Raw genomic sequence first — 25,577 nt, 5'->3', positions numbered from 1 at the left:
TACGGTTATTCGATCAAGCTGGGCAGAAAATAAATCACACCCGCTTAATTCCTTACAAACGTAATTCTTGTTTATACTCATTCCAAATAATTGCCCTATTTATTTAGAAAAAATCTAAATAATTTAATGGGGTTACGCAAAGCTGGAAAAGCTTATGAACTATGTCAACTTCTGTAGAGTAATCAGGTGTGTTAGCAGATAACCTGTGCAACAAAGGTCTTCCCAGTCAGCAACTAACTTCCATTCCTTAAGGACGATCTACACCTCAAAAAGTATAACTGACTTAGTAGCTGCTTCAAGCTTATAATTACCCTGATCAGATGAAATTAGCTTTTACCCGTATAGTTCTAGCCGTATTGATTATATCCGGCAGTCGTTCACTTCTGGCACAACCGCTTTCCCTAACAATCACGAAACGATACCTCAATCTGCCGGTCTCCCAAACTCAAACTAGGGGAACGATGCAGTTCCTGATCAATAACAAACAGGAGCGCTCGTTTAAGATACGCCTGGCGGCCGATAAGCCCGACTATTGGGTGTTTTGCGATATGGCTGCTCTTCAGGGGAAAACCATCACCATTAATTACGATGGCAAGTTAGAGGGCTTGAGTAAAATTTATCAGGACGATAAAATTGCTGGTCAGGATTCGCTGTATACCGAAACGAACCGTCCGCAATACCACTTCTCAACCCGCCGGGGCTGGATCAACGACCCGAATGGACTGATTTTCTATGAAGGGGAGTACCATCTTTTTTATCAGCATAACCCCTACGAACGGGAATGGGAAAACATGTCCTGGGGGCATGCAGTAAGCAAGGATATGATCCATTGGGAGGAACTGCCAACCGCCCTATCTCCCGATAGTATGGGAACCATGTTTTCGGGCTCAACCGTAATCGACTACGACAATACCGCTGGATTTAACAAAGGGAGCATACCCGCCATGATTGCTTTTTTTACCGTCGATAATCCGGAAAAACAAGTTCAGTGCATGGCCTATAGTTTGGATAAAGGCCGCACCTGGACAAAATACGACCGTAACCCACTGATTGATTCGAAAGCGAAATGGAGCAGCAAGGATACTCGTGATCCACGGGTGTTTTGGTATAAGCCAGGCAACCATTGGGTAATGGTTCTGAACGAACGGGACGGGCATTCGATTTATACCTCAAGAAACCTGAAGGAATGGACGTATGCGAGCCATGTGACGGGTTTTTGGGAATGCCCTGATTTATTCGAATTACCCATAGATGGCGATAAAAGTAAGACGAAATGGGTCATGTATGGGGCATCGACTACGTATATGATCGGCTCATTCGATGGGAAAACCTTCACACCCGAATCGGGGAAACACTACTATACAACCGGGACCATCTATGCGGCACAAACTTTTGCCAATATGCCCGAACGTGATCCCCGACGCATTCAGATTGGCTGGGGCCGGGTTCCGCAGCCCGGAATGCCCTTTAACCACATGATGCTTCTACCCACTGAACTCAGGCTTCACACAACCAAAAATGGCCTGCGATTGAGTAGCGTACCGGTCAAGGAAACGGAACAACTCGTTGAACCAATTCTGCACGGGGCGTCTCTGAGCGCCGATGATGCCAATCAGAAATTGAAATCGTTTAATCAGCTCGACCAGTTCAGGATAAAAACAACCGTTAAACTGTCGCATGCAACCAGTGCGGGCTTGTCTCTTTTCGGCCAGCGAATACTCGATTATGATCTGAATGCCAACTTGGTAAATAAGGTATTCTATTCGCCGGAAAACATGACCAGCATGGAGCTTACGGCCGATATTTATGTGGACCGAACCTCCATAGAAGTCTTCATTGATGGTGGGGCTTACTCGTATTCGATGGAAAGAAAGCCTGTCTCAGGCAATAAAGAAGGTCTATTGTTTTGGGGAAATCGAATTGATGTTAAGGACTTTACGCTGTATAGGGTCAAGTCGATCTGGAAGTAGAAGGTGCTTCAGAAGAAACCATAGGATTTATCTTATAAGCCTAAACGTTACGTACATGAAAGCGCTTTCTCTGCTTTGCCTTTTGGTCTTTACCCCATTATTACTTTGGGGCCAACCAACCGAATCGTATCCGGTTCATCCCGATGCCCAGCCTCAGGAGGGTGTTCCCAAAGGCGAAGTACTCAAATTTACGTTTGAAACCTCTACAATCTTTCCGGGTACCTGGCGTGAGTACTGGGTGTATGTACCTGCCCAATACAAGCCCTCTCAGCCCGCCTGCGTTTATATAAATCAGGACGGTATTCAGTGGCAGGCCCCGGCCGTTTTTGATAATTTGATTCATAAAAAAGAAATGCCTGTTACCATTGGCGTATTCGTTATGCATGGGCGGGTTAAAGCAGCTAATCCAGACGCTGCGCTCGATCGGTTCAATCGTAGTTTTGAATATGATGGATTGGGCGATAATTATGCCCGTTTCCTGCTGGACGAACTTTTGCCCGACGTAGAAACCAGAAAAACGACTGACGGACGAGCGATACGCCTATCTAAAAATGGTAACGATCGCGCCATTGGCGGATCAAGCAGCGGGGCGGTTTGTGCATTCACCGCGGCCTGGGAACGCCCAGACGCCTTTAGTCGGGTATTCAGTACGATTGGTACATACGTTGGGTTACGCGGGGCCGATGAGGAACATACATTGGTCCGTAAAACGGAGCCTAAACCACTCCGTATTTTTCTACAAGATGGTACTAACGACCTCAACATCTACGCTGGCGACTGGTGGATGGCGAACCAGACGATGGAACGCGCGCTCACATTTTCGGGCTATGAGGTACAGCACGTCTGGGGAGAAGGAGCTCACAATGGCAAACATGGAACGGCTATTTTTCCCGATGCCATGCGTTATCTGTGGAAAGGATGGCCCGAGCCTGTAAAAACAGGGACTTCTAAAAATCAGATGCTTACCGATATTTTACTGCCCAATGAAGGCTGGCAACTGGTTGGCGAAGGTTATCGACGCGCCGAAGGACTTAGTGCCAACGCCAAAGGCGAGGTATTTTTTTCGGATGGGTCGGCTGGAAAACTATGGAAGGTAGGCCTGGATGATAAACTAAGCCGGGATGATGGTAAAACTAGCTCGGTCGCCAACGGACTCAAGGGGAATTTCAGTGTTGTAGCCAGCAATGGAAACGGGTACCTCACCAGCCCGGCTCAGCATGCCAACGAGCCGAGTAGCGTGTGGCTGATTCAACCCAATGGCAAAAAGAGCAAGGTCGATACGGGTCTTATGTCGGCCACGGGCGTGACGCTTTCACCCGATCAAACGCTGTTATATGTGGCTGACAATCGCTCGCACTGGGTCTATAGTTTTTCAATCAAGCCGGATGGCACGCTGGCTAATAAGCAGAAATATTACTGGCTTCACGCACCAGATACCGCCGATGATGCTGGGGCGAATGGCCTCAAAACGGACCGCGACGGGCGGTTATACGTTGCCTCGCGATTGGGAATTCAGGTATGCGATCAGGCAGGTCGGGTCAATGCCATCCTGCCTATTCCCAACAGAAACGTATCCAACATCTGTTTTGGCGGATCGAATTTCGATATACTCTACGCAACTTGCGGTGATAAGGTGTACAAACGTAAACTATATGTCAAAGGCGCCAATGCCTGGGAAGCACCTATTAAACCTACTGCGCCAAGGTTATAAGTATTTAAGCAGGTTTGGATTCTGTTGGGAACGGGAGTAGCCAGGACGTCCACGTCCGGGCAGAACAAATACGGACTTATTAGCTCCCGTTCTCGCTTGGCTTTGCCGAGTGAGGGGTATTGGTTCAAGGGCCTCTGGCCCGTTTCTGTCGCAATGCACCGGCCAGAGGCCCTTGAACCAATACCCCTCACTCGGCAAAGCCAAGCGAGAACGGAGAACGGAAGTAGTCTGGACGTCCACGTCCGGGTAGAACAAATACTGATTTATTAGCCCAGACGTGGACGTCCTGGCTACTTTTCTCCATAACAAAAATGATTGATCTCAGACATACCAGACAAAAGGCAGGACTCCTTATTATACTGTTCTTTATTGTCGGAACTGCCTTCTCGCAGTCCGTTACCAACGGTGGGAAACAGCCATTGCGCTTATTTCTGATTGGTAATAGTTTTTCGCAAAACGCAACGAAATACCTGCCGCAACTAAGCAAAGAGGGTGGACATAACCTGGTGATTGGGCGTGCCGAAATTGGTGGGAGCTCCCTACAGCGGCACTGGAACCATGCCGAAGCAGCAGAACGGAATCCCGATGACCCCGAGGGGAAACCCTATGGCGGAAAATCGTTGAAGATGCTCTTGTCAGACGGCGTCTGGGATGTGGTTACCATTCAGCAGGCTTCCATCCTTTCCGGCGATGTGGAAACGTATCGACCCTACGCTCGTAAGTTGTATGAGTACGTGAAAAAACTACAGCCTCGGGCTAACGTAGTCTTTCATCAGACCTGGGCGTACCGGGCCGACTCAAAGGATTTTAGTCAAATTTCGAAAGGAGATTCGGCAAAGAGTGCACAGGAAATGTGGGAGAAATCAAGAGCGGCCTATCACACGATTGCGAACGAGCTGGGGATTCCGGTCATTCCCAATGGCGATGCTTTTTATCAGATGAATGCGAAGAAGAAATGGGCGTACCAGGCGGATAATACCGTTGACTTCCGTCAGCTTCAAGCGCCAAACCTACCAGACCAAACGCATTCCCTGCATATGGGGTATCGCTGGGATAACGGGAAACTGGCCTTTGATTCGCACCATGCGAACGATGCGGGTTGCTACTTAGGGGCTTTGGTATGGTATGGGTTTCTGTATAACGAATCACCAGTTAAACTGACATTTAGTCCCGAAGGGGTTGATCCGGCTTTTTCTAAACAGTTACGGAAAACAGCCTGGGCAACCGTTAAAAAGGAGAAAAAGAAAGAGTAAGACCGTACCGGTATTCTCTTCTTTATAGAGCACTTCCGAAAGGGATATTTCGGAGTAAAAATAGATTTGGTTGGCGGTGTCAGATACACCATACGCCATATCTCCAAGATATGGCGTATGGTGTATCTGACACCGCCAACCAAATCGAAACCCTCTTGACGTCGACTAAAAAAGTATGAGAAAGATTAAGGCCACGCTTGGGTATCGTTTGTTGGTGTTCCTTTTCCTCCCCTTCGGATTGGCCGTTGCTCAGAATAAGCCACAAGTTGGTACTGAATCGGCAAACGCCCCGTTTGAGCTTAAAAATGGCGACAGGGTAGTGTTTCTGGGAAACTCACTCTTCGAAAATGATTTTCAATACGGTTATCTGGAATTAGCCCTCACCACCCGTTGGCCCGATCGTGACGTTACTTACCGAAATCTTGGCTGGACTGGCGACAACGTATATGGTGTAGCTCGTAGCACGATTACCAACCCACCCACGGGCTATGACTTGCTGATGGAACACATTACCAAGGCACAGCCAACCCTGGTTTTTGTTGCCTACGGTGGCATTGAAGCGCAGGATGGAGAGGCTGGTCTGCCCAGTTTTACCGAAGGATTAGGCAAGCTGCTCGACAAAATTGATCAGCTAGGTGCCAAAGCGATTCTGCTGTCGCCGATTCCAATCCTGGCCGCTGATTCCGCCCAAAGCCTGGCGAAGCGAAATGCCATGCTGGAAGTCTATGCGTCGGCGATTGAAAAAATGGCTTCTGCGCGCGGCAAACGCTATATCGACATATTTAAGCCGATTCAGGAGATCAGCAAACAAACGCCACTGACCGATAACGGTATTCACCTGAACGAAACCGGCTACTATCAGTTGGCCATGATCCTTGAACGAAGTCTGGGACTAGGAGCCCGAACGGCTCCCATCTCGATCAGCATATCAAAACAAACTGCGGAGACTTCGGGACCGGCTAAACTGCTGGGCACTGGCAATACGAACGAAAACCTGCGCTTCACCATCGACGAACGCTCCCTCCCGCTCCCAACGCCAGCAGACGCAAAAGGGCTACCCGATCAGGCACAGGTGCTTAAACTAACGGGTTTGAAAAAGGGGTTCTATACGCTCACCGCCGATAACGAGGAACTAGTAACCGCTTCGGCGAAACAATGGGAGGAAGGCGTTGCGATCCGGCAGGGCAGTAATTTTGAACAGGTGCGTGAACTCCGGCAGATGATCCTGAAAAAGAATGAGTTGTTTTTCTTCCAGTATCGCCCACTAAACACGACCTATATTCTTGGATTTCGCTCCTATGAGCAGGGCCGTCATGTGAAAGGCCTCGAAGAACAAAGTATTCTCATTAAGTGGCTGGAAGGACAGATTGCCGTAGCCCGCAAGCCCAAATCCAGCGTGTATCAACTTTCCTTTTTGAAGTAGTATGAACGTAATAAGTAGACTTATCCTGTTTTCTGTCGTTCTGCTGAGTGTCTCGGCCATCAACCAGGATAATCGAAAAGACAATCCCGACCCCGACCCGAAGCGTGAACTGGAGTCATTCAAGATTGCTGATGGGTTTGAAGTGACCCTGTTTGCCGCTGAACCGCTGGTGGCCAAACCCATTCAGATGAACTGGGATGCCGACGGCCGCTTATGGGTAGTAAGCAGCACCGCGTACCCGCACCTGAAAACGGGCGAAACGGCGAACGACAAAATCTTTGTTCTGGAAGATACCGATGGCGATGGCAAGGCCGACAAATCGACCATTTTTGCCGAAGGCTTGTTAACGCCCACGGGAATCCTGCCGGGCGATGGCGGTGTGTATGTAGCTAACTCAACCGAAATCCTGCATTTTATGGATACGGATGGCGATGGGAAAGCCGACAAAAAGCGCCGGATTTTAAACGGATTCGGTACTGCGGATACCCACCATCTGATTCACACGTTCCGCTGGGGACCCGAAGGTCTGCTGTATTTCAACCAGTCTATTTATATCTATAGCCACGTGGAAACTCCCTCCGGTATCAAACGGCTGGAAGGGGGTGGCGTGTGGCAATTGAATCCCAAACACCTCGAACTGGATATCTATGCTAAAGGTCTGGTCAATCCGTGGGGATTGCAGTTTGACCGTTGGGGGCAAACCTTCCTGACCGATGGAGCCGGTTTCGAAGGGATCAATTATGCGTTTCCGGGGGCTACGTTTCTCACCTCGCCGGGTGCCGCCCGCATTCTCAGGGGCTTAAATCCGGGACAGCCCAAACACAGCGGACTGGAAATGATTTCGGGTCGGCATTTGCCGGAATCCTGGCAGGGGAGCGTCATTACCAACGACTTCCGGGCCAATCGGATTAACCGATTTAAGCTGGAAGAGCAGGGGAGTGGATACGCGTCCAAGCAGATGGAGGATCTGATGTGGACGGATAATGTCGCGTTTCGTCCCGTCGATATATCCGTTGGGCCGGATGGAGCCATTTACGTAGCCGACTGGTATAACCCAATCATTCAGCACGGCGAAGTAGATTTTCACGACCCGCGCCGGGATCAGCAGCACGGCCGAATCTGGCGAATTGTTGCTAAAAATCGCCCGTTGGTCAAAAAGCCCGCGTTAACAAAAGCCAGTGTTCCCGACCTGTTAGACGCCCTAAAGCTACCCGAAGACTGGACCCGTGGGCAGGCGAAACAGGTCTTGAAAGCGCGTGGCGCTACCGACGTAATTCCCGCACTTCAGAAATGGGTTCAGGAACTGGACAAAACGAACCCCGACTACGAACATAATCTGCTGGAAGCTCTTTGGCTCTATCAAACGCTTGAGGTGGTGAACGAACCGCTTTTGCTACGGTTGCTGAATGCCGAAAACCATAAAGCACGGGCTGCGGCCTTACGTGCCCTGGAGTTATGGTATCCTAAGCTATCCAACGTACCGGCACTGCTTACCAAGGCGGTAGCAGATAAACATCCACAGGTACGGATGGAGGCCGTTATTGCGCTACGAAACGTAAAAACGCCCGACGCTGTCCGGACGGCTTTATCGGTGTTGGACAATCCAATGGACGAGTTCCTGGATTATGCGCTCTGGCAAACCGTTCGCGAAGGAGAACCCCTATGGGCAAGCCGCCTGAAAACCGATCCCAACTTCTTTGGCGATGCCCGCAAAACCGTTTTCGCACTGAAATCGGTGAGCAGCCCGGAAGCGGTGACGCAGTTGAGGCAACTGTATCAGCAGGGTAAAGTGCCGGAAGACTACAGGAAGGACGTGCTCGGGTCGATAGCGAAGTTCGGCAGTGCGGCTGACATGGGCGGTCTGTTTGGAAAAGAGATACAGGTTAAAAGCAGTACGGCTAACGAGCTTGCTATGGTACTCAGTACGCTGGAAGAAGCCGCCCGTCGGGGTGTCAAACCAGCCGGACAACTGGACCGAATTACGGACTTTATCGACAGCGACGACGAGGCCGTAGCAACAAGCGCCATTCGATTGATCGGCTTATGGCATCTGGACGAGTTGACCGGAACGCTGGTAGGATTGGCCCAAAAGGGTGATAAAAGCGTTCAGAAAGCCGCGCTGGGCGCACTGGCAACGTTAAAGACCGATAAAGCCAAAGCCTCGCTGATTAGCCTGACAACGGCTAAAAATCCGGTCGAATTACGACTGGCGGCTGCATCGCAACTCGTTTCCGTAAATGCCACGGAAGCCGCCCGGATCAGTGCTGACCTGTTACGAACCGTACCGGAACAAACCGATGTGACTGAACTGCTCAAAGCCTTTTTAACCAGCAAACAAGGGGTACAGGCGCTTGCCGACGAACTGACGGCCCGGAAAATACCTGAAAAAATGGCCATCGCCAGTCGGCAGATTATGCAGCGCAGTGTGCCCTTTAATCGGCGTAACAGCGACGATGTTAAACTACTGGCGAAGGCACTGGAAGCCTCTGGTGGGGTTTTGCCCATTGAAAAAATGCCGCAGGAACTTACGGCGCAGGAAATAACCAGCCTGGCCAAAGTGGTGAAAGAAACTGCCGATCCGGTGAAAGGTGAACTGGTATTCCGGAAAAGCAACCTGACCTGTCTGACCTGCCACGCCATTGGCGGAGCCGGGGGGCGTATCGGACCCGACTTAAGCAGTCTTGGTACAAGCTCACCAATCGAAACCATCACCCGGTCCATTCTTTACCCGAACCTGTCCATCAAAGAAGGCTACGAGCTACAACGGCTGGTGAAAAAAGATGGAAGCGAACAACTGGGCTATCTGGTGAGTAACGGCACGTCTGAACTGGTGATACGTGACGTATCAGGTTTAGAGGTTTCCATCCCTAAAAGTCAGGTCAACAGCATTGAAAAAGTACCAGGTTCACTGATGCCTGCGGGATTAACGGCCAGTTTGGATAAAGAAGAGTTTATCAACCTGTTAGGCTTCCTCTCCAAAATGGGCGAATCGGGCAAGTTTCGGGTACCCACCGCCCGTTTTATTCGTCGCTGGAACACCGTTTCGGGCACAAAAGAACTGGCCCGGAAGCTCAAAGAGGAAGGCGTGGGCACTGTTGTGAAGGAGTCGACCAAACTAGCACTACAACCCGCCTACAGTAAAGTTTCGGGTGATTTGCCCATTGATGAACTGCCCGTCATCGTTACAAACGCGAACAAACCGTACAGCATTGTTCGGTTTGACATTGAAGTAGTTAGCAAGGGAAATGTAAGTCTGGCGCTGAACACAACGGCAGGGCTAACCGTCTGGGTGGATCAAAAGCCAGTCAAACTGACTGGGAGTGGCCTACTGGTCGATCTGTCCCAAGGGATTCACACCTTTACGGTGGCTATTGACAGATCGGTACATAAAGACGATCCGCTGAGCATTCAGTTACAGGATGCGGAGAGCTCTCCTGCGCAAACAAGGCTGGTTATGGGACGGTAATTGTCTAGGCCATCAGGCAATGGCCAGCCGGAAATAGAATGCGGCCCCTGGAGATACCTCTGCGTGCAACCCAATCTGCCCACCCATCGACTGAATAAACTCTTTGGAAATGGCTAGTCCAAGACCCGTTCCACTAAAGGGGCCATTCAGCCCCGGCGCTTTAAAATAGCGCTCAAAAACGCGGTCGCGGTGTTCGTCCCGGAGTCCGGGGCCGTAGTCACGCACGGTAAATTCAATCTGATCACCCAGTTGACGAGCCGTAATATCGATAGATGCCTGTTCAGGGCTATGCCGTATTGCATTCGACAGGAAATTGATCAGGACCCAGGAAGCTTTGTCGGAGTCGGCTTTCACGGCGGGTAAATCGGCGGGCAGGTTCAGGGCAAACCTGATCTGTTTCTGCTCGGCCTGCGTTCGGAGTGCGCTGGTGGCTACCCGTACCAGTTCGGCCGGGTTGGTAGCCTGAATCTGGAGCTGAATTTGTCCTGATTCCACCTGGGCCATATTCAGCAACTCGCCGGTTAATCGTAATAGCCGGTCGGTGTTTTCCTCCACGTGGTTCACCATTTCCTGTTGCTCGCTGTTCAGGGTGCCTAATCGTTTGTCGGCCAGGAGTTTCAGGCTCATTTTGATGGCCGAAATAGGCGTTTTTAATTCATGGGAAACCGTGGCGATAAAATTCGTTTTGGCCAGATCCAGTTCTTTGTAGGAGGTAATGTTGAGCAGCATAATCACGTAACCCGCCTGCACCGTCTGGGTTTCGCCGGTGGGGGTTACCTCTACCGCGTGAATCTCCTTCGTAAAATAACTTTCCTTCCCTTTGCCATTCAGGCCGGGATCATAGATTTTTAGCAGATCGCCCCCTGTTTCAGACCGTAGCAGGTCGGATGCAGGCTGGGCGTGAAGTGCAGCCGAGTCGGGCATAATGTCCTGAATAAGCGCCCGTAACAAATCGTTGGAGGTAGCTATGTCGGGGGCGTATTGGCCGATGAGTCGATTTCGTTCTACGCCCAGCAAGCGCTCGGCTACCGGATTGATAAACAGGATCCGACGTTTCTCATCCAGACCGATGATACCTTCACTCATGATCTCCACCAGCGTATCGATCCGCTTCTTCTCAAACAGCACCCTGGCCAGATTGGAGTGTTCGTATTCATCCAGCTTCTGGGCCATAGAGTTGAAGGAGCGAGCCAGTTCCCCAAATTCGTCACTGGAGCTAAAATGCAATCGCTCTTCAAAATTGCGGCTGGCAATCTGTTTGATACCGCGCGTTAACTCCCGAAGCGGACCCGCAATGTAACTGGGAATGTTAATGACGAACGAAAAAACAATCAGAAAACAGAACGTACCGATACTGCCCAGCCAGAGCAACGCATCCTTTGCCGTTTGTTCGGCTGTTTTACTTTTTCGGACAATGGCCTGTCGGTTTACATCATCGATGGCAAACAGATGCATTCGGATACGGTTGATGGTGGCCAGATCGGTAGCGCCCGCCCGTAGCCGAGTGAACTCCCGGCGCACTGCTCTGGTGGCCTGAGATTCGCCGACCTCTGTGAGATTGGCTTCCTGTTTTTTTAAGCTTGACTCAAAATCAGCCAGCGCATCGGGGTCGTCGAGCGTAGTTAAGGCTTTCTGCATAGTGCTGACGAACTCCAGCGAGATGTAATTATCCTTCAAAATTGCCCTGGAGTCTTCTGCCAACTGATTCAGGTAAAACGCTCCTAATCCGCCCAGCATCAGAATAATGCTAAAGAGAAAGACCAGTGAGAGTGATATTTTGGTTCTGAGCGTCATAGGTAATGAGGGTTATGCGGATTCTTATTGATTCTGTGGCTTCTTTAGATTCTATTGATTCTAGGCATCCGAGAGTCAATAGAATCTAAAGAAGCCATTTTTAATCAGGAAAGAATAATAAGGTCTGTATCTGACTCAGAAAGCCGGTAGAGAAGCTGATTGAAAGCAAATGTGCGCAGAATAATCTGAATCAGGTTGAAATGGGGTTTACCAATGCAGACCGTTGTTACCTTCCGTTTTTCAACCTCCTCCATGATGCAGTTTACCACATTGTCGCCCCTGGCCTGAATCACTTCCGCCCCTAATTCTGTTGCCAGTTTCAGGTTGTTGATCAAATGGCGCTGAACATCCAGCCGAATGCGATCCGGAGATTCGGCGGGTGTTTGTACGTACAGTACATACCAGCGGGAGTTAAAATAAGCCGCCAGCCGTGCTGTTTTTCGAATGACCCGCCGGGCAATGTCGGGGTTCGAGCTGATGCTGGCCAGGAATCGTTCGGGCTTGGTCTGTACGTTCGGTGGGAGCGAGGTTTCAATTTTTCGTTCAACGGCGGTGGCTACTTCCCGCAGGGCCAGTTCCCGCAGTTGCAGGATTTTCTCGGCCTGAAAAAAATTGGTCAGCGCCGTGGCCACCTTCGCCTGATCGTAGATTTTCCCTTCTTTAAGTCGGTTGATGAGCTCATCGGCGGTTAGGTCTATGTTCACCACTTCGTCGGCCAGGTGCAGCACCCGGTCGGGCACCCGCTCGGTTACGTCGATGCCCGTTATCTGGTGAACATCATCGTACAAGCTCTCAATATGCTGAATATTGACCGCCGAAATGACGTTGATGCCCGCATCCAGAATTTCCAGTACATCCTGCCAGCGTTTTTCATTTTTAGAGCCGGGGATGTTGGTATGCGCCAGCTCATCCACAATGGCCAGTTCCGGGTGTATGTTGATGACGGCCTGCACATCCATCTCGGCTAACTCGCGACCCTTGTAAAATAGCGTTCGTCGGGGAATGATGGGTAGTCCGTCAATCAGGGCATGTGTTTCAGCCCGATTATGGGTTTCGATAAAGCCAATTTTTACATCGATGCCGCTTTTCAACAGCGCATGGGCTTCCTGCAACATGCGGTAGGATTTGCCTACGCCCGCACTCATACCAATATAAATTTTGAACTTACCCCGCCTGGACTCCTTAATGAGCCGGAGGAAGTGGTCGGCGGATTGATCGCGGTCGTCGGGTTGCATAGTAGTAGGTGGCCGTATTTATGTACCCAAGGGCTTATTAAGTTGAAAAATCTAAACGCCGAAATGAATTAGTCGCTCTACCCCCCACCCCCTAAAAGGCAGGCCGTTAAGTGCTGAATTTTCTTTACTTAATCAGCCTCTTTTATTGTCTTATTTTACCCCCCACCCCCTGAAGGGGGAGTACTCCGAAGTGGATTTTCTCCCCCTTCAGGGGGTGGGGGGTAATGGACAGGCGTTTAAAAAGTTAATTTCACTAACCTAAATTCAGCACTTAACAGCTATGCCCTTTAGGGGGTAGGACAGTTACTGAAATCAAAACGGCGATTCTTTGATACAAATCAATTAGACCGTATTTAAAATAAAACACGGTCTAAAGCCCGTGGTTACAGCCAAATCACTTAAAAACTAATGGCCAAACTCGTTGTTAGTGATGCGTTGGTTTTACTCAATCCATTTTCCTTTTCAAAAATGGCGTCTTTGCTGTTATAAACCTTGCCTTCGATTCTGAAAAGCGCATTGGGTAAAATGGCATAATCATAGTTGAGTGAGTAGCCGAGGGTCTGGAAACCATTGGCCGTACCCGTACTGATGATAACCCCGTTTTTGTCATTGTAGTACTCAATCCGCCCTGCCAGGTAACTCTTATCACTGGTAGCAAGCCGAGCGATGACCACGGGCGAATACCAGATATAGCTGCCCGTGCCTACCCGGTTGCCAGTTTGATCAATTGGCTTCCGATCGGCCCCAATGTCGAAGCCCAGAATCACCCCAAATTTTCCAGTCGGGTTAATGACGGCGTAAAAGTTATTGAAGAACCGTCCCTGTTTCAGCGAATCCGGCCGGTCGGAGCCGATGAACGTACTCCAGTTCAGCGTTACTTTCGATGAAGGGCGATACTGCACTTGCGTACTTACGGCAGGGCCGCTGTAACCCGGTAATTTTGCTATGCGTTGCCAGCCATTCAACACCGATCCCAGGAGTGTCCATTTCCCATTGGCTGTGTTATAGGTCAGCTTGGCACCGGACAGATAATACGGCGAATTTTCGGCCAGAATGCTCCGGGTCAGCGTCCAGCAGTCTTTCGAGATGGCGCTTTCGAAGCCAATGTGCGAAGAGAATATACCCGCGTCGAGCCACAGATCTTTCGTTTTGCTCAGTTTGACACCTGCGTTGGCTTCGTAGATATTTTTCATTAATCCCTGCTCGGCTGCATAATTGTATTGCGCATAGGTACCGACCTGAATAGCCAGATTGGCGCGAACACGTTCGCTGGTATAAGCACCTTTCAGGAACGCCAGATTGACGTTTACTTCGCGATTTCGCTTGTGGTTGTACAAAAAGCCGGGACGTTCCTGACTGGTTTTCGGTGCCGTAAAATCGTGACTATAATAGGCTTCGATATAACCCGATACGGTTAGCCCCGATCTGGGCGCAGCGATCTTGGTCGTGTCGGTAATCTGCGCCATCGATGCGGTGATAACACCAGCCACAAAGGCCGATGTCGTTAAAACTCGTTTCATGTTTATGGTTTTGTTGTATTCGATTTTGTTTTCATTCCTGCGGCTGGTTTATGTGATGTCGGTTAAAAGTAACCGACACCACTAGCATGGTTTTGTTGTCATTCGACTTAACTGGATGCTGTGGATTTTTGATTGATACTGTAGATTTTGTAGCCGCTACACACCTGCTAACCAACATCAATAGAATCCATAGCATCCAGTAGAATCGACAAAGTTTAGCTCGTACGTCTTACTTCAGTTGATCGAGTGCCACATTCAGGGCTAACACATTGACTTTGGCAGGACCGAACATGCCTAACAATGGGCCTTCTGTTTGCTGATCAACCAACTGCGTAAGGCGTTCGGTAGAGATACCACGGACTTTCGCAATACGGGCCACCTGAATGGTAGCCCCGGCGGGCGAAAGGTCGGGGTCAAGACCCGAACCGGATGCCGTTACCAATTCAGCCGGAATGTCGGCTTTGTTAACCCCTGGATTGTGTACCAGAAAGGTGTCGATACGAGCCTGCACGGCCTTCAAATAATCCGGATTAGAAGGCCCTTTGTTGGAACCCGCCGACCCGGCTGCGTTGTACTCTACCGCCGAAGGGCGACTGTTGAAATAGCGATCTTCCGTGAATTTCTGGCCAATCAGCTTATAGCCAACGACTTTGCCATTGACCGTAACGGTCTCTCCTTTGCCGCCACCGGGGGCTAACGTGGCAATACCGGCCACAACCAAGGGATAAATAACGACTAGTAATACCAGCATGACCAAGGTGAGTCGAATGGCTGGTCCAATGTGAGTTTTCATGATTTTGTTGTTGTGTTGTTATACAAATAGTCCGACGACCAGATCAATCAGTTTAATGCCAATGAAGGGGGCAACAATGCCGCCCAGACCATAGATGAACAGGTTCCGGCGAAGCAGGGCCGAAGCCCCAATTGGTTTGTATTCCACACCCCTTAAGGCCAGCGGAATCAGCATCGGGATGATGATCGCGTTGAAAACTACGGCCGATAGAATCGCAGATTCAGGCGAGTGTAAGCCCATGATGTTCAGGGCTTGCAGAGCCGGAATCGACAGCGTGAACAGGGCCGGTACAATGGCAAAGTATTTGGCTACGTCGTTGGCGATCGAGAAGGTTGTCAGTGTACCCCGCGTGATGAGCAACTGCTTCCCAATTTCAACCACTTCGATCAGTTTCGTGGGGTCGTTGTCCAGGTCTACCATGTTACCGGCTTCTTTAGCGGCCTGTGTTCCCGAGTTCATCGCGACACCTACATCGGCCTGGGCCAGCGCGGGGGCATCGTTCGTACCGTCGCCCATCATGGCCACCAGTTTGCCACCGGTTTGTTCATGCCGGATGTAGTTCATTTTGTCTTCGGGTTTGGCTTCGGCGATGTAATCATCGACGCCCGCTTTCTCAGCAATAAACTTAGCCGTCAGGGGGTTGTCGCCCGTGACCATCACGGTTTTAACGCCCATCTTTCGCAGTCGGTCGAAGCGTTCGGCAATGCCGGGTTTGATAATGTCCTGCAATTCAATGACGCCTTTGACCACCTCGTTTTCCGAGACCACCAACGGTGTTCCACCGTTAGCCGCAATCTTCTTCGCCTGCTCTTCGGTCTCGGAAGGGAATGCGTTTCCGGCCCGCGTCACAATATTCCGAATGGAGTCCGTGGCCCCTTTCCGAATCCGTACCATCGAGCCATTTTTGCCCGTTGGCATATCAATACCCGAAGAACGGGTTTCGGCGGTGAACTTGATCAGCGTCGAGCCTTCCGTTGAGAGTCGGGTGGTTACTTTCGGTCCTGCCAGTTCGACGATGGATTTTCCTTCCGGAGTTTCGTCGGCCAGTGAACTCAGCGCCGATGCCCGAATCATGTCGTCGATGGCAATGCCCGGTGCGGGATAAAAGCTCGTTGCTTTCCGGTTACCAATGGTAATCGTTCCCGTTTTGTCCAGCAGTAGGGTATCAATATCACCCGCTGTTTCTACCGCACGGCCTGATTTGGCAATGACGTTCGCCCGAAGAGCCCGGTCCATACCGGCAATCCCGATGGCAGATAACAGCCCACCAATGGTGGTTGGAATCAGACAAACGAAGAGCGAGATCAGCGCGGCAATCGTAATGGGCGTATTGGCGTAGTCGGCAAAGGGTTTGAGAACAATGCAGACGATGATAAAAATCAGCGTAAAGCCTGCCAGTAAAATGGTCAGTGCGATCTCATTGGGCGTTTTCTGCCGGGTAGCCCCTTCCACCAGCGCAATCATTTTGTCAAGAAAGGATTCTCCGGGCTGGGTGGTTACCTGTACCTTAATCCGATCCGACAGCACTTTCGTACCACCCGTTACAGACGACTTATCCCCCCCCGCTTCCCGAATCACCGGGGCCGATTCGCCCGTAATGGCCGATTCGTCGATGGTGGCCAGACCCTCGATGATTTCGCCATCGGAGGGGATAATGTCGCCCGGTTCGCAGAGAAACACATCGCCTTTAACCAGTTGAGCCGATGAAATGAGCTGTACTTCATCCAGTTTATAGTTGCCTACAGACGGAGGGCCGCCCCGCCGAATGACTTTAGCGGGTGTTTCCTGACGGGTTTTGCGGAGCGATTCGGCCTGTGCTTTGCCCCGTGCTTCGGCAATAGCTTCGGCGAAGTTGGCGAATAGTACCGTGATGAGCAGAACCAGGGTAATGATGCTATTATACACCAGCGATCCCTGCGTCGTATCGCCCGAAAACGCGATGTAAACCGTTACGAACACCATAATGAGGGTGCCAATTTCGACGGTAAACATCACCGGATTCTTGATCAGGATGGCCGGATTTAATTTGATAAATGACTCCCGAATGGCCGTTCCAACAAGCTCACGCTGGAACAAACTAGGGGAGGATGATTGCTTTGCCATTTTTGTTAACTTTGAAAAAATGTGATTCGTTATGACAGTTGAACAGGTGGCCTTAGAGAGTACTTTTCAGGAAATGGGCTATACGTCGATGGCAGATTATGCCGTGAAGAAAGCCCGTGAAGAGCTGCTGCGAGAACTAAAAATCAGTTTAGAGGCCGTAGACAGGTTCGAGAAAAAATACGGTATGGGCTACATTGAATTTGCTGCGAAGTTTAATGAACTGACCCAGTTTGGGCTGTTTGAACGCGAGGATGATAGTATGGATTGGCGGGCCGAGCTAGAGGTGATTCGCACTGTTGAAAAACGCCTTGTTCGGTTAACTGTATGATTTTTGATCTTAGCCCGTTCCAGTCAATCATTGCTTTCTCTAGTCCTTTTGAGCCAGTCTTTCGACCGGGGGTTACCCAAATTCGGAGTCGCATAACATTTATAGATCAATCTGTTTTACACGTTCGCGAGAATTATATTTTATCATCAGGCTGGATTGATTATGCCTATCAATGGCAAACTTCTAATCATCAGCTACTCATGCGTTGGGATAATGCTCACGAAGTAAATTTGCCAACTTCACCTCACCACCAGCACATTGGTTCCGAAGAAAACGTACAATCGTCAGAACCTATGACATTGAATAAGGTGCTTGCTTTCATTGCCAGTCAACTCACTTCAGGCTAAAATACTCGGCCAGTGGTCCCAGCGCGAGGGCCGGGAAGAACGACAGAGCCGTGATAATGAAGATGACGGCGAAAATCATCAGGCCAAACGTGGGTGTATCGACCGGTAGCGTCCCCGAGGATTCAGGAACGTACTTCTTCCGGGCCAGCAGGCCCGCAATGGCCACGGGGCCAATGATGGGAATAAACCGACCCAGAATCAGGACGATACCCGTTGAGAAGTTCCAGAAGAAGTTGTTGTCTCCCAATCCTTCAAAGCCTGAGCCGTTATTGGCGTTGGCCGAGGTGAACTCGTACAGCATCTCCGAAAATCCGTGAAAGCCAGGGTTGTTAAGCCAGGCTGAGGGCTGCACGGCCCAGGCGGAATCGCCATGATTGATAAATAGCCAGGTCGCCAGGGCAGTCCCCCCTTTTACCAGCAACGTGCTCAGTAAGGCCACAATCGACGCGATCTTGATCTCCCGCGCTTCTACTTTTCGCCCAAACAGTTCGGGCGTTCGGCCCACCATCAGTCCCGAAATAAATACGGCGATGATCAGAAAATAATAAAAGTTCAACAGACCCGCACCGACACCGCCGTAAAAGGCATTGACCATCATCCCCAGCAGTTCCATCATCCCCGACATCGCCATCGACGAGTCGTGCATGGAGTTGACTGAGCCAGTCGAAATAATGGTTGTGGCAATGCTCCAGTAGGCCGAGGCCAGGGGGCCAAACCGCACTTCTTTGCCTTCCATAGCTCCCGTTGGCTGCGCAATGCCCATGTGGGCAATGGCCGGGTTGCCACCCAGTTCGCTAAAGATCGTTGGGATGACCAGGATCAGAAACCCGATGGTCATTACCGCGTAAATCACCCAGGCAAACCGTTTGCGGTTGATGAAGAAGCCCAGCGCAAAGATCATGGCGATTGGAATCAGCATCTGCGCAATCATTTCGACCATATTGGTCAGGTAGTTCGGATTCTCCAGTGGGTGGGCGGAGTTGGCGCCGAACCAGCCTCCACCATTAGTGCCCAGGTGTTTAATCGCGATCATAGCCGCGGCTGGCCCGCGCGAAACCCCAACCGTATCGCCCTGCAGGGTCACAATCGTATCCTTCCCGTCGAAGCTGGCCGGCGTGCCGTTGAAAGCCAGAATGAGGGCAATCACGAGGGAGCCGGGTAACAGCAAACGCGTGATCGAGCGGGTGAACAGGACGTAGAAATTGCCGACCGTTTCGGTCATCTTCGGCATGAACGACCTGAACAACAGTACCGCTGCGGCAATCCCGGTGGCTGCCGAGGTGAACATCAGGAATAGGATTACAGCCAGTTGCGTCAGGTACGTCAAGCCTGATTCGCCGGAGTAATGTTGCAGGTCGCAGTTGACCATGAAACTGATGGCCGTGTTAAAGGCCAGATCGGGAGTCTGCGAGGGGTTGCCATCGGGGTTGAGCGGCAGGCTTCCCTGGGTCAGGAGCAGTACAAACGCCAGCACCAGCCACACCAGGTTAATGGTCAGCAGGGCGGCTAAATTCTGTTTCCAGGTCAGGTCGGCGGTTTCGTCAACACCGCCGATGCGGTAAATGAGCCGTTCCAGCGGCTTCATAAAGTCGAACGCGGTGGGTTCGCCTTTAAATACGTTAGCAAGATACTTGCCCAGCGGAATTGCCAGCAGGACCGTGAGCCCATACATGACGATAACGCCTATCCATTCGGTTGTCATTGTGTAGTAGAGAAATAGGTTAAAACTTTTCCGGTTTAATCAGCACGTACAGCATGTAGGCGAAAACCAGCAGCGCAACAATAAAAACGAGCGTAATCATGGTGATTGATGGTTAGTTAAATGTGCTCGAACCACTCGATGGCTTTGTAGAAAATGACAAAGCATAAAAGTGCCGAACCGATTAGAAGCAGAAGCGTACCCATAGTTTGGAGTGATACTGTTTAGTTCGAACTCAGTATGCCAAAAAGCTGTCCAGTAGTTGAATTCATCGGTTACTGATTTCTTAATATTATGAAATTCAGGTAATTGCCTATTTTTTCTACGAGAGAGGGGAAATTGTCTGGGAAGAAAATCTTACCAAAATGGTAGGGTTGATTTTCATTCTGGTAAGCCGAACGCATCAATAGAGGTCTGACTTACGAGCTTTGGGCCGCTCAAAAACACGAACGCCCGGCTTACTACCCGGGCGTTCGTGGAACAATAAATAATAAAAACTGAGATCTTATACGGGGAGGTACACGCTAAAGGTGGCTCCCTGACCAGACTTACTACGGGCGGTAATGGCGCCACCATGATTAAATACTACTTTCTCGCAGATTGCCAGTCCGATACCTGTACCGGCAAATTCGCTTTTGCCGTGTAGGCGCTGAAAGACCTGGAAAATGCGGTTCAGATACTTTTCATCGAACCCAATGCCATTATCTGCTATATCAATGCGGTGATAGGCCAGGGTTGGGCGCGCCAATTTAATCGAAGCCGGGAGCTTTACAGAGGGTAAGGTCTGAACACGGATAGTCACAACGGGTCTGGTCTTCGGTTTGTGAAACTTCAGCGCATTGTTGATGAGATTCATAAAAAGCTGCTCCAGCTGAGCCTGATCGCCATAAATTTCGGGTAAGCCCTCCACCTCCACAAGCGCCCCTGTTTCCTGAATGCGCAGTTCTAAATCAACAAGGACCATAGTAACCACCTGTTGCAACGACACTAACGTTGTGTGATCCTGGCGGGTTGAAATGCGCGAGTAACTGAGCAGATCTCGAATCAGGGTAGACATGCGGCTGGCCGCCGACTGCATTCGTTCCAAATAGATAGCCCCATCACCCAGCGTATCTATATATTGATTCTTTAGCAAATCCCCGAATTGCTGGACTTTACGCAGTGGCTCCTGTAGGTCATGGGAGGCAATATAAGCGAACTGCTGGAGGTTTTCATTGGATCGTTTCAGTTCCTGAACCGAGTTTTCCAGTTGCTGAGTGCGCTCCTGAACTTGCCGCTCCAGATCCATCGACAATTCCTGTAAGCGGGCTTCGTTTTCTTCTAACGTAATTCGGGACTGAACCGGCTTGGTAACATCAATGGCCATGGCCATAATGGCATAAACGTTGCCGTCAGCATCATATAGAGGCTTGTACGTTAAATCGAAGTAGTATGCTCCCAGATGATTATCGACCATTAGCTCAACGCGGGTATCGCAGGCCTCATAGGTCGTTCCACTGGTAAAAACATCGTCGAGGATTTTTAGAAACGGTTGACTTTTCAACTCGGGTAGAGCTTTTTCCAGGGGTAGCCCCAGAATAGAAGCGTCCTTACCCCAGAACCGAAGCATGATCTGGTTGGCAATCTCAATGCGGAGTTCCCGGCCTATAAACAGGCAAGCCGCTATGGGCGCCTGTTCAACCAGCGTTCGGAATTTGGCTTCGCTTTCTTTTGTCTGTTGCTGGGAGGCATGTTGCTCCTCCCGTAGTGCAATATTCTGCTCCAGCGACTGTTTCAGTTCCGCATTTGTCTCATTGAGTTGTTGCAGGCTTTCTACCGCTTTGGTGGTTTCCGAGCAGGTGACCAGAACACCATTCACCGAATCAGTGTCGCCAATAAGGGGGCTGAAACTGTACGTCCAGTAAGCATAACCCATCTGGCCATCCCGATATAGAGGCAGCTTTTGGTCTTCAAACCATACGGCATCTCCACCGGCCATGATCGTGTAAATCATAGGGCCGATAACCGGCCAGGATTCAGCCCAGCTTTGTTCGCCCCGTTGCCCTAAAGAAGAAGGGTGCTTTCCATTGTCGCCCAGGCTGGGCCGGAAGGCGTCGTTATAAAAGGTAATCAATTCCGGTCCCCAGAAAATGAGCATTGGGAAGCGGGAGGTAAGCATCATATTGACTAGCGTACGCAGACTGGTGGGCCACTGGTCTGGTGTACCCAGGGGCGATGTTGACCAATCGTAGGTTCGGATTAGTTCACCCAGTTCACCACCTCCGCTCAGAAAAGGATAGTTATAGTTGGTATTAAATGTTCTCAAGAGTGCGAGGTATGGCTAGTTAAAATTAGACAAACCAAAAGGGAAAATGTTTACGAAGTTGTCAGATTCAGGTGTGTCGAATCGATTTTAGTTACTTTATTAGTTGTAAATAGCTGATTTGATCTACAAAAAATAGTGACGAAGTTAACCGAATTAACCCGGTTAACTTCGTCACTAGGAAGTACGTTCTTATCGTTACCAGAGATTGGCTTACTTGGCTGGTTTCTTGAAAATAGACTCGTCTACTTTGCCATTAACCGTCACTTTCTCGGTTGTAAAGGTGAGGTTCCCCTGTGCCGACGTCATGTCCATGGTGTTGGCAAACTTGATCCCATCTACATCTTTATAATTTGAAAAGTTTATTTCACCAGCCTGACCATTCATCGTCATTTTGATTTTGCTCGCCAGATACGAAGTTGCATCGATGAATTCATCCAACGTTTGGCCTTCTTTGGTGGTCACTTTCAAATGGTAGGCATCCTTGCCGTCTACTTTCTCTTTGCCGACCAACTCAACCGTATTGCCTTTGGTTTTGTAATTTATCAGCGGCCCGAATGGATCAAGCTGGCCCAGTTGCTGTTTAACCTGGTCGGCAGGCATATCCTCAGGATCGCCCGTGCCACCCATCATGGCCGGACGAATCATCCAGCCTGTTGTGCCATCCACCACCTGAATCATTGAGTTGCCCATTACCGACGATTCGGTGCGCAATGCTTTACCGACCAAAACCGTTGATTTACTGGGGATTTCCATGCCTTGTACCGACAGTGACCGTTCGGTATAGAGCGTTTTTACGGCGCTCAGTTTGTCCATGCCACCCAGGGCCGCAACGTGTTTGTCAATGATTTCGTCCACGGTTTGAGCACTGGCACTGATCGAGACGAAGATGGCCAGGGTTGAGGCCAGAAGTGTGTTGATTTTCATCGGGTAAGCCTAATTAAGTTAACTGTTAGGGTAAGAAATAAGAATGGCCTATAATCTACTGACGAGGTTGTCCTCCACCTGTGGTTGTACCGCCTGATTGTGTTTGTCCATCACTTTTGACATCATCGTTATTGACAGACTTAGCTTTCTTACGAGGAGCTTCCATGGTCATTTTACCAATTTTATAAGTAAACGTCAGGCGGATACCCCGGTTATACAGATACACATCGTTGACCTGACTGAACAGGGGCGAATTGAGTACCGTGTGAATGTTGAACCGGTTATTCAGGAAGTTTTCTGCGGCTATACCAACGCTACCTTTTTTACTGTTGAAGTCCTTTTTAACCCCAACGGTGTAGAAGCCGAAACCACCCTGGCGTCCCTGCAACTGCACCTGCGAGCCCTGTAAAAATCCGAAGGCCTGTGCGCCCCAGCCATTTTTAAACTGAGCCGACGCAAAGGAACCACCACTTATGTTAATCCCTGTATTGGTCAGCGTTGTAGATACACCGTCTGCACCCGCCGTTTGGCCTGTAAGACTGGTGTAGAACGTGTTCAAAAACACGCCGACATTAATTTTTGAGGTCACCGCCACATTACCAAAGATGTTAGTGCCATAGGTATACTGACGGCCAATGTTCTGATAGGTCGTGACGATGGCTCCGGCCAGGGTATCGGAAGGCCGGCTAATCTGCGTGATGGCATTGTTGGTTACCCGGCCAAAGAACGTAGCGTTGATGAACGTCTTTTTGATGGTTTTGCTCAAGCCCAGTTCAAAGTTATTAGTTAATTCAGGACGTAGGGTTGGGTTACCAATAGTGATGTTCTGCGGGTTGGCAGCGTTGAAGTTAGGGTTCAACTGCTGAAGACCAGGACGTTGAATCCGGCGGTTGAAACCGAGCTTAAACGTAGTTCCTTTAAAGGTCTTCGATGCGTTCACACTGGGCACCAATACGCCATAATCGCCAACTCCCAGATTACCACCTTCGCGGGTGCTGGCATCAATGAAGGTGTGCTCATAACGCAATCCACCCTTAAATGTGTAGCGGTTTTTAGTCGTATAGGTGTATGAGCTATACCCGGCAGCAATGTTCTGATGGTACGTCAGCTCGCCCAATGTATTGTTGGCTTCTGTCGTGAACGTGCCCGATGGGCCAGCCAGCAAATACTTGTAATCACTATTGACCTCCCGGAGAATAGCTTTCGCCCCAAACTCAAGGAGTTGGTTTTTCTTGATCGGCGTCTGGTAATCCGTTTGCAGGGTAAATTCCTGGTTAACGTTTTTGTTCAGGTTTCGCTGACGGCCAGTTAGCTCACGGGCACCACTCAGTAAGTCGGCGTCGAAGTTGTTGGTCAGGTCATTCCGGCTGTAGAGCGTCGAAATACTCCATTCCTGCTGGGGTTTGAAGGTATGCAGGTAATCAATGTTCGCATCTACCGTGCCTGATAGGTTCTTGGCATCCACGTTCCGGTAAGCCGTTGAACCAGCCACTCCGTTGGTGAATAATTGCGTCACTAAATCTTGCTGACTGAGCATGTTACGCGCACCATACCGTACGCCCGCCGTTAAACTCTGGTTTTTGGCCAGGTCATAATCGAAGCCCAGGTTATATTGCCCGAACAGGAATGAGCTGTGGCCATCGCCCGATTGACGGGTCAGCGTCGACACACCGTTTACCTGACTGGTTTGGTCGAGGTTGGTTTTGGTGATGGTGTTGTAACTTGCCCGGCCAAAGCCACCCAGCGTGAAACCTGCTTTGCCTTTGCGGTAGTTGCCGTTGAGCGAAAGCATCGAACCCCGGTTACCCACACCCGAATCGACATTCAGATTCAGACCCTGTAAGCTGTTCTTTTTGGTAATAATGTTGATGATACCACCCGAACCTTCCGCGTCATACTTGGCCGATGGGCTGGTAATTACTTCGACGGTTTTAATCTGGTCCGCAGGGATTTGCTTCAAGGCATCGGCAACACTGCTGGCCACGATAGTAGAAGGCTTGTTGTTAATCAGCACCCGTATATTGGAACTGCCCCGCAGGGATACATTTCCATCCAGATCAACCGTGAGCAGGGGCACTTTACGTAGAATGTCGGTAGCATCACCACCTTTAGCGGTAATGTCTTTATCCGCATTGTAAACCAGCCGGTCCACCTTCTCTTCAATCATGGCGCCCTGACCGACCACGGTCACTTCTTCCAGGGTTTTTACACTGGAAGCCAGTTTGATAACACCCAGATCGAGGCTTTGACCATTTGTCAGGGTCAGGTTCTCAATCGTTTTATTGCGAAAACCAACAAAGCTGATCAGAATCCGGTAATCACCGGCAACCAGTTTCGTTAAGGCAAATTTACCTTTCTCGTCGGCTACCGTACCATCTACAGCTTTACCTGTTGATTTATTGTAGAGGGCGACGCTGGCAAATTCAACCCCTTTTGCCTGAGTCGAATCAAGGATGGAGCCAATGATTTTGGCGCTCCCTTTGGGGCTCTGATCTCCAGCCGTACCAGGAAGGGCTTTTGGTTGTGTAGAGCCGCCCATTGTGGGGAACTGAGCACGGAGGGGAGAAACAAAACCGAGAGTTAGTAAAAAGACAGCGATAAGTAGAACGTTCGTTTTCATGAGATTGCTTTTGACCTAACAAAGGTTACCCCAAGTTTTAATGTCCAAAAGCGAAACTGGATGAAGCGCTGATTTAACCGGATGGA

At 50.1% G+C, this 25,577-nt stretch carries 16 protein-coding genes; 7 read left to right on the top strand and 9 right to left on the bottom strand.

Going from position 1 to position 25,577, the window contains the following annotated elements; genetic code table 11:
- The first annotated feature begins 320 nt into the window (after nucleotides 1-320).
- From EXU85_RS26405 to EXU85_RS26385, 5 genes are all read left to right on the top strand, one after another.
- Nucleotides 321-1,970: a DUF4980 domain-containing protein gene (locus EXU85_RS26405; RefSeq protein ID WP_142774958.1), complete on the top strand. Its 1,650-nt coding sequence runs from the start codon at nucleotides 321-323 to the stop codon at nucleotides 1,968-1,970.
- Between the two features lie 55 nt (nucleotides 1,971-2,025).
- Entirely contained in the window at nucleotides 2,026-3,681 is a 1,656-nt protein-coding gene (locus EXU85_RS26400; protein WP_142774957.1) for an SMP-30/gluconolactonase/LRE family protein, read from the top strand.
- 311 nt (nucleotides 3,682-3,992) lie between these two features.
- A complete protein-coding gene (locus EXU85_RS26395; protein WP_142774956.1) occupies nucleotides 3,993-4,934 on the top strand; it encodes a DUF4886 domain-containing protein in 942 nt (313 codons plus the stop codon).
- Between the two features lie 175 nt (nucleotides 4,935-5,109).
- Nucleotides 5,110-6,357 (top strand): GDSL-type esterase/lipase family protein, encoded by a 1,248-nt coding sequence (locus EXU85_RS26390; protein WP_142774955.1) that lies wholly within the window; start codon nucleotides 5,110-5,112, stop codon nucleotides 6,355-6,357.
- A gap of 1 nt (nucleotide 6,358) precedes the next feature.
- On the top strand, nucleotides 6,359-9,823 hold the full coding sequence (locus EXU85_RS26385; RefSeq protein ID WP_142774954.1) for a PVC-type heme-binding CxxCH protein: 3,465 nt from the start codon (nucleotides 6,359-6,361) through the stop codon (nucleotides 9,821-9,823).
- 12 nt (nucleotides 9,824-9,835) lie between these two features.
- Here EXU85_RS26385 and EXU85_RS26380 read toward each other — a convergent pair whose 3' ends face one another.
- The 5 genes from EXU85_RS26380 to kdpB form a co-directional block, all read right to left on the bottom strand.
- A complete protein-coding gene (locus tag EXU85_RS26380; RefSeq protein ID WP_142774953.1) occupies nucleotides 9,836-11,617 on the bottom strand; it encodes an ATP-binding protein in 1,782 nt (593 codons plus the stop codon).
- A 104-nt stretch (nucleotides 11,618-11,721) separates the two neighbouring features.
- Nucleotides 11,722-12,852, bottom strand: coding sequence for a sensor protein KdpD (locus tag EXU85_RS26375; protein ID WP_142774952.1), 1,131 nt, complete (start codon nucleotides 12,850-12,852; stop codon nucleotides 11,722-11,724).
- Between the two features lie 398 nt (nucleotides 12,853-13,250).
- Complete coding sequence (locus EXU85_RS26370; RefSeq protein ID WP_142774951.1) at nucleotides 13,251-14,372, bottom strand: porin; 1,122 nt, start codon at nucleotides 14,370-14,372, stop codon at nucleotides 13,251-13,253.
- Nucleotides 14,373-14,601: 229 nt separating this feature from the next.
- The gene (locus EXU85_RS26365; RefSeq protein ID WP_142774950.1) at nucleotides 14,602-15,165 is read right to left on the bottom strand and encodes a K(+)-transporting ATPase subunit C; all 564 of its coding nucleotides are present in this window, start codon (nucleotides 15,163-15,165) and stop codon (nucleotides 14,602-14,604) included.
- A gap of 18 nt (nucleotides 15,166-15,183) precedes the next feature.
- Complete coding sequence (kdpB, locus tag EXU85_RS26360) at nucleotides 15,184-17,268, bottom strand: potassium-transporting ATPase subunit KdpB (protein ID WP_142774949.1); 2,085 nt, start codon at nucleotides 17,266-17,268, stop codon at nucleotides 15,184-15,186.
- 31 nt (nucleotides 17,269-17,299) lie between these two features.
- Here kdpB and EXU85_RS26355 point away from each other — a divergent pair, with 31 nt between their 5' ends.
- On the top strand, nucleotides 17,300-17,596 hold the full coding sequence (locus tag EXU85_RS26355; RefSeq protein ID WP_142774948.1) for a hypothetical protein: 297 nt from the start codon (nucleotides 17,300-17,302) through the stop codon (nucleotides 17,594-17,596).
- Nucleotides 17,593-17,943 (top strand): DUF6516 family protein, encoded by a 351-nt coding sequence (locus EXU85_RS26350; protein ID WP_142774947.1) that lies wholly within the window; start codon nucleotides 17,593-17,595, stop codon nucleotides 17,941-17,943. The genes EXU85_RS26355 and EXU85_RS26350 overlap by 4 nt, the downstream gene beginning before the upstream one ends.
- On the opposite strand, the gene kdpA is transcribed toward EXU85_RS26350, so the two are convergent.
- From kdpA to EXU85_RS26325, 4 genes are all read right to left on the bottom strand, one after another.
- Complete coding sequence (gene kdpA, locus EXU85_RS26345; RefSeq protein WP_142774946.1) at nucleotides 17,930-19,645, bottom strand: potassium-transporting ATPase subunit KdpA; 1,716 nt, start codon at nucleotides 19,643-19,645, stop codon at nucleotides 17,930-17,932. The genes EXU85_RS26350 and kdpA overlap by 14 nt on opposite strands.
- 502 nt (nucleotides 19,646-20,147) lie before the next feature.
- Nucleotides 20,148-21,947 carry an ATP-binding protein gene (locus EXU85_RS26335; protein ID WP_142774945.1) on the bottom strand — a complete coding sequence of 600 codons (1,800 nt, stop codon included), beginning with the start codon at nucleotides 21,945-21,947 and terminating at the stop codon, nucleotides 20,148-20,150.
- Nucleotides 21,948-22,157: 210 nt separating this feature from the next.
- Complete coding sequence (locus EXU85_RS26330) at nucleotides 22,158-22,871, bottom strand: outer membrane lipoprotein-sorting protein (protein WP_142774944.1); 714 nt, start codon at nucleotides 22,869-22,871, stop codon at nucleotides 22,158-22,160.
- Between the two features lie 55 nt (nucleotides 22,872-22,926).
- Entirely contained in the window at nucleotides 22,927-25,491 is a 2,565-nt protein-coding gene (locus EXU85_RS26325) for a TonB-dependent receptor domain-containing protein (protein WP_142774943.1), read from the bottom strand.
- Between the last annotated feature and the right edge of the window lie 86 nt (nucleotides 25,492-25,577).

The sequence above is a fragment of the Spirosoma sp. KCTC 42546 genome (assembly GCF_006965485.1).
GTDB lineage: Bacteria > Bacteroidota > Bacteroidia > Cytophagales > Spirosomataceae > Spirosoma.
Note: the sequence above shows the minus strand (reverse complement) of the source record. Positions and strands in the feature narration are given on the sequence as shown.